Source organism: Sphingobacterium sp. xlx-130 (genome assembly GCF_011007405.1).
Lineage (GTDB): Bacteria > Bacteroidota > Bacteroidia > Sphingobacteriales > Sphingobacteriaceae > Sphingobacterium > Sphingobacterium luzhongxinii.
On the sequence record NZ_WFKN01000001.1, the window covers coordinates 477,546 to 490,479 of the forward strand.

The window sequence follows — 12,934 nt, forward strand, 5'->3', positions numbered from 1 at the left end:
CTATGCCATCTAATTAGAGATTTAAAAAGTCTCTTCCATTGCATTCCGAATTTATTCGGGATGGTCTTGAATCTAATGATTCACTTTCTAAATAAATTAATCACAGTTATCCCTTTAGGATAGCTTAACATTTTATTAATAGTATTATATGACAAATTTTAAAGTTGGTATTATTGGTGCTGGTCCGAGCGGATTGGCTATGCTACGAGCATTTGAATCGGAACAGAAAAAAGGTAATCCCATCCCAGAAATTAAATGTTATGAAAAACAAGATAATTGGGGCGGTATGTGGAATTACACCTGGCGAACTGGGGTAGGAAAATACGGTGAACCTCTCCATGGAAGTATGTACAAATACTTATGGTCGAATGGCCCCAAGGAATGTCTTGAATTTGCTGACTATACTTTTTCAGAACATTTTGGGCAACCTATTTCCTCTTATCCTCCACGCGAAGTATTATTTGACTATATCCAGGGTAGGATCAATCAAAGTAACGCTCGCGATTATATCCAATTCAATACGGTCGCCCGATGGGTGGACTATATCGAGGATCAAAAACAATTTCGCGTCATTTTTGACAACTTAAAGGACAATAAAACCTTTGAAGAGTATTTTGATTACTTAATTGTTGGCACAGGACATTTCTCAACACCTAACTTTCCTTATTTCGAAGGTATTGAAAATTTTCCTGGAGCCGTAATGCATGCCCATGATTTCAGAGGAGCCGATCAATTCAAGGATCAACGTTTACTTCTTATAGGCAGTAGCTATTCGGCTGAGGACATTGGTGTCCAGTGCTATAAACATGGTAGTGCATCCGTAACTATAGCTTACCGAAGTAACCCAATAGGCTGTAACTGGCCCGAAGGAATAAAAGAAAAATCCTGTGTAACCCATTTTGAAGGTGCTACTGCTTACTTCAAAGATGGTACCTCTGAAGAATTTGATGCTGTGATACTCTGTACGGGGTATCAGCACAAATTCCCATTTCTACCGGATGACCTAAGACTAAAGACTAAAAACCGCTTATATCCGGACGACCTTTATAAAGGCGTAGTTTTTAATCATAATGAGCAATTACTCTATCTAGGTATGCAGGATCAATATTACACATTCAACATGTTTGATACGCAAGCCTGGTTTGCAAGAGACTACATGCTTGGCAGGATCAATATCCCCTTAAAAGAAGAGCGCATTTTAGATATAAAAAAATGGATGGACTACGAAGAAAGTACAAAAACAGGTATTGAACATGTCGACTTTCAAACAGATTATATCAAAGAGCTGATGTCTTTTACAGATTATCCCGACTTCAATGTAGACAAAGTGTCTGCAATGTTCAAAAGCTGGCTACAAGATAAAGAAACCAACATTCTTAGCTACCGCGATCAAGTTTATAAATCGGTCATGGATGGTACGCAAGCCACCCCTCATCATACAGCTTGGATGGATGAAATGGATGACAGTTTAGAAAAATATTTGGAAGAAAACTTAGAAAAAGAAACACTTGTTTAACAGAAACGCAGAATACACGTCTGTTCTTTCTTAGGTTACCTCTTGCGAGGTAGCCTATTTTAATATACGGTTTCCCCAACTACGGAAACCCGTAAATACTCTCCATATTATTACGTAATGTTGTAGCAATTCAGGCACAAGTAACGTTTAATTATTATATTTAAGATGAATCGGACACCGTATTCACTATAGCAACTCGACACATAGTTTCCAATGAGAAATACTAAATATGGATAAATGCATTAAAATATGAAGACTCTAATTTTTGGTATACTTTATTTTATAGCTGCTTTTTCATCATTATACCTACTAAATCCTGAAGTAGACATCTACGCTATTTTGATGGTAAGTTCTATCGCGACTACAGCCACCGTCTTATTATTTCTTGCAGTATCGGCGTACATAAAGCGACGTCAGCCAGTAAACAAAAGCTTCAATAAATAGTCTAAACAGCTAAGGTTTATCCGAGCCTGCTTTCATTCCAGTAGTAGCTATTTGCGTAAATACGCGGACCAAAGATAGCTGTCCCCACACGAACTATCGTAGATCCCTCTTCAATTGCAGTTTCTAAGTCCCCGCTCATCCCCATAGAAAGCTCATGCATATTTACATTATGAATCTGTTCAGTAATAATTTCCTGTTGGATCTGTTTGAGTAGCCGAAAACAGGGTCTCACTTTCTCTGCCTCGGCACTAAACAACCCTATGGTCATTAACCCCTTAATCTTTATATTATCGAACTCAGAAACACTTTTCACGAGCTCAATCGCCTCGTCGGGATGTATACCAAACTTACTTTGTTCTCCAGAAGTATTTATTTGAATCAAAACATCAATTTTTCTATCCTCATACGCCAATCGCTGCTGTAGTTTTTCGGCAATTTCTAATCGATCGAGAGATTGTATACAACTGATGTCATATTTTAAGATATCTTTAATTTTATTGGATTGCAGATGCCCTATAAAATGACTCGTATGTGGTATACTTCTCAAATCCTCGTATTTTTCTTTTATTTCCTGAACCTTGTTCTCTGCGATCAAAGTTTGTCCTTCTTGAAGTGCTTCTTTAATACGTTCGGAGGGCACTGTTTTAGTTGCTAACAGCAACTTAACTTCTGCTGGATCACGCATACTATCTAAACACGCCCTTTCGATTCTTTTGAGAATGATATTTAAATTACTAACAATATTGCTCATTTACATTATGTCTTATTGCATAACAAAAGTAAACGGAATCCAGATCCTAAGACTCCTACAGTTTTACAAATAACCCCTAGTCCAGTTTCCCGATTTCTTTAATAGATCTTCTCTACGAAGACAGTATAGTGCAGCTTTGCCGTTATCATTTCTTCAGCAGTATCTGTTATTTCGATATCCTCTCCAACACGGTTACTCACCAATTCAAAACCATCAAACCAAGCTTCTATTCCATTTTCCACTTCATTTTTTAACACCTCGTCTTCTTTTTCAAATCCTATTTTATAAAAATAAGGCTCATCCGTATTATCTATTACTGCCTTAGGAACTGTCACCTTAATAGACACCTTGAGTTCTCTCGTCTTCATATTAAATTATCCCTCTAAATATTCCTCAAAGTTACACAACTTATACGTTCTATCTCATACGACACCTGCTAGATTAAGCACAAAAAAAAGACACATACAGGAGTAAAATCCTGCACATGTCTCCCCAATATTATATGTTGAAAATTTACTTTAACTCGTGGACAAAAACCTGGGTAGTTTCACCAATGACTACGGTCGGAAATTTTTTATCATAGTCAATAACGATATCACCTGCTCCGGCGACTCCATCATTATTTGAATCCCAATCGATATTCACATAGTATTTAATTACTTCTCCCTCTCTAACAGCCGGTTTAATCATTTTCTTATGGTTTTCAGGCAGTTCAACTGTTACTTTAAATGGCAATTTAGATGATGTTAGCTTTTGCTCCAAAATCAATGTTGCCGGTACATCAGCGATATTCTCCGATACAGCGAAAAGACTCACTTTTCCTTCGGCTTTCTTAATAGTCCCGTTACCAACGAATTCAACTGATAAGGTTTCTTTTTTCATTTCCTTTATCTTAGATGTGCTTGAGCAACTCGAGAAAATTGCTGTAGCCAAAATTAATACTGAAAATAATTTGTTCATATTCTTATATATTTAAAATAAAAATCCTCCGAAAAATTATCGGATTCCAAAACATAACGTAAAAAGAATTAAATTCGATACAATTAAATAAAAATAAATTTAAGAACGACAAAAACACAAATAAACAGAACATAATTCTAAAAACAACAAACAAAATCAAACAAGACACTTGTATACAGCGAGTTTGCTTTTACATTTGATGGACCTAAATAAAAAAAGCCTCATTAGAAAATTCTAATGAGGCTTTCACAGGAAGGATTAAATTAACTGTTATTCCGAATACAGATAACGTATCTCGTTCCTTAAATTATAATTCGAGGCCATTACCTCTCCATAAGCTCCCGCCGTCCTTATAGCAATTAGATCCCCCCGTTTGCTCACTGGAAGTAAAACCTCTTTTCCAAAGCTATCTGAACTTTCACAGATCGGCCCTACAACATCATAATTCAGCTCTTTCTCATTAGTACCTTCTCCTATCTTTTCTATTTTATGATAAGCTTGATACAAAGCGGGACGCATCAATTCGGTCATTCCTGCATCTAGGATTAAGAAGTTCTTTTTAGAACCGCTTTTCGTATAAAGCACACGGCTCACCAACGTCCCACATTGTGCCACCAGTGCCCGTCCCAATTCAAAATGAACCTCCTGCTGCGCGTTACGTTCCAAGAACTTATCAAACACATCAAAATAAGCTTCAAAATCGGCTATAGGATTACCATCTGGATCCCTATAATCTACACCGAGCCCTCCGCCTACATTGATCACTTTAATATAAGTTCCCCTATCCTCAAACCAGTTCTTCCATTCATTAACTTTGACACACAGACTCCTAAAGACCCCCATATCTGTTATCTGAGAACCAACATGAAAATGCAATCCAATAAGATCTATGTGTTCACATCCTTTAATGACAGCAGCAGCCTTCTCTAACTCTGAATTTGGTACACCAAATTTATTCTCATCAAGTCCAGTTGTTATATAATGGTGGGTATTAGCATCCACATTAGGGTTGATCCTTAAAGAAACGTTAGCACGTTCGCCATGCTGTCCCGCCAACTCATTTATCACCTCTAACTCTTGAATAGACTCCACATTAAAAGCAAAAATTCCATGCTTTAAAGCGGTCAAAATCTCTTTATCCGATTTTCCTACTCCCGCAAACGTTATCTGATCCGCAGGAAACCCTGTATCAATAGATTTCTGCACCTCATTACCACTGACACAATCTGCTCCAAATCCCATGGATTGAATAACAGCAAGCAATCTATCATTAAAGTTAGCTTTCAAAGCATAATGTACATGAAACCCACGTTTATCTGCTGCTTTTTTCGCAGATTGGAGTGTTTGCTTTAGCAGATTTAAATCATAGTAATAAAACGGTGTCTCCTGATTAGAAAACTGGCTCAACAATTCCTTATTTTTAAACATATCCTTGCTCTGAATATTAAAACAACCTATTATGTAACGAGCGTAATGCCTCTACTTTATATTTGGTATCTAAAAGTATAGACACATTATAATCCGACCCTCCATAGGATATCATTCGGATAGGTAAATGTTTGACTGCGTCCAGTACACGTGCTGCATAACCATGCGTATTAGCTCCGAAATCCCCTACGACACATACAATAGTCTGGCCCTCATCGACTCCTACTTTACCAAACAACTCTACCTCTTTGATGATCTCCAAAAGATTACTTGTATCGTCGATTGAAAGAGATACAGCTACTTCCGAAGTCGTAATCATGTCTATAGGTGTCTTATAACGCTCAAATATCTCGAACACTTTACGTAAAAAGCCATAAGCTAACAGCATTCTAGACGAATGTATGTGGATAGCAGTAATTCCATCTTTTGCAGCAATTGCCCGAATGACGCCTTTTTCAGAGCCCGCTTTTGATATCAACGTTCCATGGGCACCTGGATCCATCGTATTCAACAAACGCACTGGCACATTATAGCGCTGCGCAGGGAATACACTCTGCGGGTGCAAAATCTTAGCTCCAAAATAAGCCAACTCAGCAGCCTCATCAAAACTCAGATGGGCTATCGGGGAGGTGTTGGCCACAATACGGGGATCATTATTGTGCATACCATCAATATCTGTCCAAATCTGAACCTCATCTGCAGCTATTGCAGCTCCAATCAAAGAAGCCGTATAGTCGGATCCTCCCCTACGCAAGTTGTCAATTTCGCCAAAAGAATTTCTACAGATAAATCCCTGCGTAATAAATAGCTTATTTTCTGGATTATCACTTAACAATGGGGACAACTTTTGCCTAATATGGTCTATCATAGGTTCATTGTCTTCGTCGATCTTCATAAACTCCAAAGCAGGAAGCAACACAGATGCAACACCTATTTCTTCCAAATGAAAATGCCAAAGGGTGGTAGACATCAATTCACCCTGAGCTAAAATTATTTTCTCCTCTGTAGGCGTGAATATATCGTTGTTTGCTAAAGATTCAATTACATGAAAATGGTGATCGATAAGTTCCTTCCCCTTCTTAAGTCCTTCTTCGGTGGCAAAAAGCTCCTTAATAAGCGCCTCGTACTTATCCTTGTGTGCTGTGATCAATTGCTTGGCAAGCTGCTTATCTCCGTTCAAGTAAGCCTGACCGATCTCTACTAAAGCGTTTGTTGTCCCCGACACTGCAGATAATACCACAATTTGACGCTCGTTAGGGTCTACGATTTCGAGTAACCCTTTGATACGAGCTGCACTTCCTACGGAAGTACCACCGAATTTTAGAATTTTCATGAAGTAATTATATTTTTAACTTTATATTATATTTCAAAAGGCTCTATCGACAGAACCAAATGCATTTTCAAAAACAGCAAAAAACTATTTTAGAGCGTGAATATACCCAATTGAACCGATAATTATGCGGATTTTTCATTTTTACCATTAAAAAAATAGAAAAATCATAATTACACCTACAAATACCTCTTCATTTAGCGTAATGCAAAGTCGGCAATAGAGAATTAAAAAAATGCGACACCAACCCCGTTCAGGTCTGTGCCGCATTTCTTAATAATACGGAAGTATTATTTCTTCAGACTCGCTATCAACAACTGCGCAAGTTCTTCCCCAATGCGTTCCTGAGCTTCGTTTGTCGCAGCTCCAATATGCGGAGTCAAAGACAGCTTTGGATGACTCAGAAGTGCTGCACGCGGTGTTGGTTCATCTTCAAAAACATCAAGGCCAGCAAAAGCTACTTTGCCTGAATCCAAAGCCTCCAACAATTCTAATTCATCAATTACGCCACCACGTGATGCGTTGACCAGTCCGACACCATCCTTCAATAATGCAAATTCTTCTTTCCCAATAACAGGCTTATCCAAAAAAGGAACGTGTAAGGAGATAAAGTCAGACTCGCTAAACAACTCCGGAAGTTCTACTTGGCGCACAGGAACATCAACTTTCAGTCCCCCAGATAAATCAAGCTGCAATGAAGTAGGCCCTTCAAACAGATCGTAATACAATACATCCATACCTATCCCTAAAGCCATCTTGGCGGTCTCTCTACCGATACGACCAAATCCGACAACCCCCAATTTCTTCCCCATCAATTCAGTACCTGCTGCATACGCCTTCTTAAGACCACCAAAATTGACAGCACCTTCAACCGGCATTTTACGGTTAGCATCGTACAAGAAACGGACGCCGTTCAATAAATGTGCAAAGACCAATTCGGCTACCGAATGAGATGAAGCAGCAGGTGTATTGATAACCGTAATCCCCTTAGATCTTGCATAATCCACATCAATATTATCCATACCAACCCCTCCTCGACCAATTACTTTGATATTCGGACAAGCATCAATAAGAGGCTGTCTTAACTTTGTAGCACTACGTACTGTAACAGCATCATAAGCATTCAACTTATTCACTAGTTCATCTTGAGGAATATGCACAGTATCTACTGTAAAACCTGCATCCTCTAATATTTTTTTACCGATAGGATCTATCCCATCATTTGCTAAAATTTTCATTATTATTCTTTGTGATCTTGTGATCGAGTTATAATGCGTTCTTGTTAACATCTACATTGGTCCACATCTAACCATTCTGACTTATTAACTTGATAACTCCATAACTTGTTAACTTCTATGTTTATCCTCAAATTCTCGCATAGCATCTACTAGCGCATTGATTGACCGTATACTCAGTGCATTATAGATTGAAGCTCTAAAACCACCTACAGAACGATGGCCTTTGATCCCGATCAAGTCCCGCTCTTTCGCTAAGGTCAAAAACTCTGCTTCCAGCCCCGGTGTATCCATAACGAACGTGACATTCATCCGTGAACGATCCTCCACTTCAGCTGTCCCTTTAAAAAACGGATTACGGTCTATTTCATCGTACAATGTACGTGCTTTAATAATATTCTCTTGTTCAATTACAGAAATACCGCCTTTCGCTTTCAACCAACGAAGATTAAGCATAGATACATAAATAGAGAATACAGCAGGCGTATTATACATTGACGCAGCTTTGATATGTGCCTGATAATCAAAAATAGTCGGTATTGTACGACCTGTTTTTCCCAAGATTTCGTCTTTGACAATAACTAAAGTCAGCCCGGCAGGCCCCATATTCTTTTGCGCACCTGCATAAATAATATCAAAATCGCGCACATCAATACTTAGACTAAAAATATCAGAAGACATATCCACCACCGTAGGAACCTGTGTATCTGGTTTCTTAAACACCTCTGTACCATAAATGGTATTGTTAGAGGTATAGTGAAAATACGATGCATCCAAAGGAATAGTGAATCCTTTCGGTATATAATTATAATTTTTATCACTGGATGAAGCTACAACTTCTACCGTTCCAATATTCTTTGCTTCCTTAGCTGCCTTCGAAGCCCATACACCGGTATCTAAATATGCAGCTTTTCCGCCTTCAGGCAACAAATTCATGGGCACCATTGCAAACTGTTGACTTGCGCCCCCTTGAAGAAATAAAATGGAGTAATTTAACGGTACATTCAGTAGCTCACGAACTAAACGTTCGGCCTCTACAATTACCGCCTCAAATTCCTTTGATCGATGGGAAATCTCCAAAATAGACAATCCCGTATTATTAAAATCTAATACCGCCTGAGAAGCTTCTTTAAAAACTTCTTGGGGCAAAATACAAGGACCAGCACCAAAATTATGTTTCATCTCGTTGTTTGTGTGTTATAAGTGAAATTCTGAACAAATGTAACAACATTTTTTATATTAATATTAACGCAAACAATTATTTGTTACCAAAAACATAAACAATTAAGGTTTTTAATACGATATCTTTACAAAAAACAAATAATCACACACAAACACTTCATTTTAAACTATTACTGAATAATAAAAAATACAATCTGCGATACAAAGCGATACATTTTACCGAATTAACATTGCAATCAACGACCAAAATCTTTCTCTTTTGACTAGAATCATCGGCTGTAGATCTAACAATGATAACCGTCTGAAAAGTTCCGAACAGGCTCCAAAAACCTACACTTTCAGAAAAAAAAATCGTATCTTCGCATGCGTAGTGCGAGCATTATACATGCACTTAATTAGTTTTACAGTAACCAGGTAAATATGGCTGAAGAAACAGAAAATGAAAACAATCTAGTACCTGCTAATGACAGGGTAGTAAAAATCAACATTGAAGACCAGATGAAGTCGGCATATATCGACTATTCGATGTCTGTAATCGTGTCAAGAGCGCTCCCAGATGCAAGAGATGGTTTAAAGCCCGTACACAGACGTGTATTATATGGTATGCACGAGTTAGGGGTTACTTCTGGAAAACCTTATAAAAAATCAGCCCGTATTGTTGGGGATGTATTGGGTAAGTACCACCCGCATGGAGATACAGCCGTATACGATACTATGGTGCGTATGGCTCAAGATTGGTCTCTCCGATACCCTTTGATCGATGGTCAGGGAAATTACGGATCATTAGACGGAGATCCACCAGCAGCAATGCGTTATACGGAATCTCGTCTACGCAAGATCGCAGAGGAAATGTTGGCCGATATCAGAAAAGACACTGTTGACTTTCAGTTGAATTTTGACGACTCAGAGACAGAGCCAACAGTATTACCGACCCGCATCCCTAACCTCTTGGTCAATGGCGCTTCGGGTATCGCCGTTGGTATGGCCACAAACATGGCCCCCCATAATTTGACCGAAGTTATTGATGGTACCATTGCCTACATAGACAATAGAGATATCGAAATTTCGGAATTAATGCAGTATGTTAAAGCTCCAGATTTCCCTACAGGAGGATTTATATACGGGCACCACGGTGTCCGCGAAGCATTTGAGACAGGTCGTGGAAGAATTGTAATGCGTGCGAAAGCGGAGATCGAAACGACTAAATCCGGCCGTGAAATCATCATCGTAACCGAAATACCTTATTTGATTAACAAAGCGGATATGATCAAGCGTACCGTAGATCTAATCAACGAAAAGAAAATCGAAGGCATTTCCGAGATACGTGATGAATCTACAAAAGATGTACGTATTATATATGAAATCAAACGTGATGCAAACGCAAATGTTGTTTTAAACAACCTTTATAAATATACTTCCCTACAGTCATCCTTTTCCGTAAATAACATTGCCTTAGTCAAAGGACGCCCGATGTTGATGAACCTGAAAGATATGATTCATGAATTCGTGGAGCATAGACATGAGGTAATCGTTCGTCGTACTAAATTCGAATTGGCCGAAGCCGAAAAGCGAGCACATATATTAGAAGGCTATCTTATTGCATTAGATCATCTAGATGAGGTTATCAAGTTAATCCGTAGTTCCGAGACACCTGAAGATGCTCGGGTTGGCTTAATGGAAAAATTCGGACTATCCGATCTACAAGCCCGCGCTATTTTAGATATGACGTTGCGTCGTCTTACAGGACTAGAGCGGGATAAGATTAAGGAGGAGTACGCCGAATTAATGAAGACCATCGATTACTTAAAACAAGTTCTAATGGATGAAGGTCTCCGAATGCAAATCATTAAAGATGAACTCTTAGAAATTAAGGAAAAATTCGGTGACGAGCGCAGGTCGGTCATCGTGCATTCAGCAGAGGACATGACAATGGAAGACTTCGTAGATGATGAGGAAGTTGTTATTACAATCTCACATAACAGCTATGTAAAACGCACGCCGTTGACCGAGTATAAACGTCAAGGTCGGGGTGGTAAAGGAGCTATCGGCTCCAATACCCGAGACGAAGATTTCACAGAGCATATCATTACCGCAACTGCTCATAATTACATGTTATTATTTACGGAGGCAGGTCGCTGTTTCTGGTTGAGAGCATTTGAAATTCCAGAAGGAAGTCGGACTTCACGAGGTAGAGCTTTACAAAACATCATCAATATCCCAAAAGATGAAAAAATAAAAGCATATATCTTAGTCAAGAATCTTAAAGATCAAGAATACTTAGCGAACAACTTCATTATCATGTGTACCAAACAAGGAACGATCAAGAAGACATCCTTGGAAGCCTACTCGCGTCCACGTGCTAATGGTATCAACGCCATCAATATTAATGAAGGTGATCAGCTAATTGAAGCCTGTTTAACGAGTGGTAGTAGTGAGATTGTGATGGCTTTACGTTCTGGTAGAGCGATCCGATTCAATGAATCTACTGTCCGGCCAATGGGACGTACCGCAACCGGTGTACGCGGAATTACATTGACAAGCGAGACAGATGAAGTAGTTGGCATGATTAGTGTGAATAGTTCTGATGTGAGCGTACTAGTCGTTTCTGAAAAAGGCTATGGTAAACGAACAGATATCGAAGATTACCGCATTACGAACAGAGGTGGTAAAGGGGTCAAAACCATCAATGTTACAGAGAAAACCGGCGAACTCGTCGCTATTAAAGATGTAACAGACAATGATGACCTTATGATTATCAACAAATCCGGAATCGTAATCCGTATCGGAGTAGATTCGCTCCGTGTTATGGGGCGTGCCACTCAAGGGGTTCGTCTTATCACGCTTAAAGAAACAGATGAGATAGCCTCAATTACTAAAGTTGCTCGCGAAGAAGAGGAAGAAGAAATCGGTACAAATTCCGAAAATACTACCGAGAACTCCGACTTAGATGAACAAGTAACTGAAGCAACAGAAGAATAAAATATGAAAGCAATATCGGCTTCCTTATTATTGATAAGTTTAAGTACAACTGTTGTAGCCCAATCCAATTACAAGGAGGGCTCCAACAGTTTTGCCCGTTATATACAGACGGGGGATATTAAGCAGCTGGAAAGTGCCAAGAAATTCAGCGACGCATCCTATGCGACAAAGAGAGACTCTTCTCTCTCTAAAAATAACATGTTGCGTGCTCTTGTTTATAGCTCGCTTGCTTATGCCGATTCGACACGTAAGATAAAGACAGCTAAAGATCCTATTGACATTACGTTGGCGGCTGTTGCAAAATTAAAGCAAAAAGACAAAGACAATTTCGAGAGTGAGATTAAGTATGTTAATCAAAACCTTACTGCAGCTTATATTTATAAAGCAAACAAAGCTATAGAAAACAAAGAGTATGAAAAAGCTTATAATAGTTTTCTGCAGGTAAACAAATTGGGTTCCAAATCAGAAGATGTCCTTAACAATCTTGCATTATTAGCTGCTCAAGCAGGAAAGACTGACGAAGCTATAGACTACTATAGTCAAATCATAAAAGAAACGGATGCTGATGCAGGCAAATACTTGGCATTAGCCGACCTGTATAACTCCAAGAATGAAAAACAGCTCTATTTAAACACACTACAGGCCGCTCGAAATAAGTTTATGAACAACAAAAAAATTCTTTTTCTGTTGATTCAAAACTATGCAGCGTCCAAATCCTACGCTGCGATAGTTCCCATCATAGATGAAGCGATCAAGTACGAGCCAGAAAACATAGAATTACATTATTTGGCCGGTTTTGCCAACGAAAATGGAGGGCATACCGAACTCGCAAAAAAATATTACCATAAAGTAATAGAATTAGATGAAGACAATTACGATGCAAATTTAGCATTAGGACTAATCTTCTTAAACCAGTTTTTAAAAGATAAGAGCAATTTAGAGGCCCAATACGGTGCGCAGGATTATCTTTTAAAGGCGAATGGTATACAACCTTATGCAATTAATGCGTTAAAAGGGTTAGCATTGTATTATGAAGCGGCAGAAGATCCCGATCAACTAGATCGAGTCAATGTGTTACTCAACCAGCTTTCAAATAATTAGAAATAGTA

General features: G+C 38.7%; 11 protein-coding genes. 4 read left to right on the forward strand and 7 right to left on the reverse strand.

Going from position 1 to position 12,934, the window contains the following annotated elements; genetic code table 11:
- The first annotated feature begins 148 nt into the window (after positions 1-148).
- Together G7B18_RS02110 and G7B18_RS02115 are read left to right on the forward strand one after the other, a co-directional pair.
- The gene (locus G7B18_RS02110; protein ID WP_164110444.1) at positions 149-1,516 is read left to right on the forward strand and encodes an NAD(P)-binding domain-containing protein; all 1,368 of its coding nucleotides are present in this window, start codon (positions 149-151) and stop codon (positions 1,514-1,516) included.
- Between the two features lie 249 nt (positions 1,517-1,765).
- Positions 1,766-1,960, forward strand: coding sequence for a hypothetical protein (locus G7B18_RS02115; protein WP_164110447.1), 195 nt, complete (start codon positions 1,766-1,768; stop codon positions 1,958-1,960).
- Between the two features lie 16 nt (positions 1,961-1,976).
- Here the strand turns inward: G7B18_RS02115 and G7B18_RS02120 are convergent, their stop codons facing one another.
- From G7B18_RS02120 to serC, 7 genes are all read right to left on the reverse strand, one after another.
- Positions 1,977-2,711: a YggS family pyridoxal phosphate-dependent enzyme gene (locus G7B18_RS02120; RefSeq protein WP_164121978.1), complete on the reverse strand. Its 735-nt coding sequence runs from the start codon at positions 2,709-2,711 to the stop codon at positions 1,977-1,979.
- 98 nt (positions 2,712-2,809) lie between these two features.
- Entirely contained in the window at positions 2,810-3,079 is a 270-nt protein-coding gene (locus G7B18_RS02125) for a hypothetical protein (protein WP_164110451.1), read from the reverse strand.
- 145 nt (positions 3,080-3,224) lie between these two features.
- Entirely contained in the window at positions 3,225-3,671 is a 447-nt protein-coding gene (locus G7B18_RS02130) for a hypothetical protein (RefSeq protein ID WP_164110453.1), read from the reverse strand.
- 270 nt (positions 3,672-3,941) lie between these two features.
- The gene (gene lysA, locus G7B18_RS02135; RefSeq protein WP_164110455.1) at positions 3,942-5,099 is read right to left on the reverse strand and encodes a diaminopimelate decarboxylase; all 1,158 of its coding nucleotides are present in this window, start codon (positions 5,097-5,099) and stop codon (positions 3,942-3,944) included.
- A 16-nt stretch (positions 5,100-5,115) separates the two neighbouring features.
- Positions 5,116-6,432, reverse strand: a complete 1,317-nt coding sequence (locus G7B18_RS02140) for an aspartate kinase (protein ID WP_164110457.1) — start codon at positions 6,430-6,432, stop codon at positions 5,116-5,118.
- Between the two features lie 287 nt (positions 6,433-6,719).
- Positions 6,720-7,667 (reverse strand): D-2-hydroxyacid dehydrogenase, encoded by a 948-nt coding sequence (locus G7B18_RS02145; protein WP_164121979.1) that lies wholly within the window; start codon positions 7,665-7,667, stop codon positions 6,720-6,722.
- 108 nt (positions 7,668-7,775) lie between these two features.
- Complete coding sequence (gene serC, locus G7B18_RS02150) at positions 7,776-8,846, reverse strand: 3-phosphoserine/phosphohydroxythreonine transaminase (protein ID WP_164110461.1); 1,071 nt, start codon at positions 8,844-8,846, stop codon at positions 7,776-7,778.
- Positions 8,847-9,266: 420 nt separating this feature from the next.
- Here serC and gyrA point away from each other — a divergent pair, with 420 nt between their 5' ends.
- Together gyrA and G7B18_RS02160 are read left to right on the forward strand one after the other, a co-directional pair.
- Positions 9,267-11,825: a DNA gyrase subunit A gene (gene gyrA, locus G7B18_RS02155; RefSeq protein WP_164110463.1), complete on the forward strand. Its 2,559-nt coding sequence runs from the start codon at positions 9,267-9,269 to the stop codon at positions 11,823-11,825.
- Positions 11,826-11,828: 3 nt separating this feature from the next.
- Positions 11,829-12,926: a tetratricopeptide repeat protein gene (locus tag G7B18_RS02160; RefSeq protein WP_164110465.1), complete on the forward strand. Its 1,098-nt coding sequence runs from the start codon at positions 11,829-11,831 to the stop codon at positions 12,924-12,926.
- Positions 12,927-12,934: the final 8 nt, after the last annotated feature.

Coding starts and splice junctions, on each gene's coding strand:
- G7B18_RS02160 (WP_164110465.1), top strand. CDS start 11,829: ATGAAAGCAATATCGGCTTCCTTATTATTGATAAGTTTAAGTACAACT.
- G7B18_RS02125 (WP_164110451.1), bottom strand. CDS start 3,079: ATGAAGACGAGAGAACTCAAGGTGTCTATTAAGGTGACAGTTCCTAAG.
- lysA (WP_164110455.1), bottom strand. CDS start 5,099: ATGTTTAAAAATAAGGAATTGTTGAGCCAGTTTTCTAATCAGGAGACA.
- G7B18_RS02145 (WP_164121979.1), bottom strand. CDS start 7,667: ATGAAAATTTTAGCAAATGATGGGATAGATCCTATCGGTAAAAAAATA.
- G7B18_RS02130 (WP_164110453.1), bottom strand. CDS start 3,671: ATGAACAAATTATTTTCAGTATTAATTTTGGCTACAGCAATTTTCTCG.
- gyrA (WP_164110463.1), top strand. CDS start 9,267: ATGGCTGAAGAAACAGAAAATGAAAACAATCTAGTACCTGCTAATGAC.
- G7B18_RS02115 (WP_164110447.1), top strand. CDS start 1,766: ATGAAGACTCTAATTTTTGGTATACTTTATTTTATAGCTGCTTTTTCA.
- G7B18_RS02140 (WP_164110457.1), bottom strand. CDS start 6,432: ATGAAAATTCTAAAATTCGGTGGTACTTCCGTAGGAAGTGCAGCTCGT.
- G7B18_RS02110 (WP_164110444.1), top strand. CDS start 149: ATGACAAATTTTAAAGTTGGTATTATTGGTGCTGGTCCGAGCGGATTG.
- serC (WP_164110461.1), bottom strand. CDS start 8,846: ATGAAACATAATTTTGGTGCTGGTCCTTGTATTTTGCCCCAAGAAGTT.
- G7B18_RS02120 (WP_164121978.1), bottom strand. CDS start 2,711: ATGAGCAATATTGTTAGTAATTTAAATATCATTCTCAAAAGAATCGAA.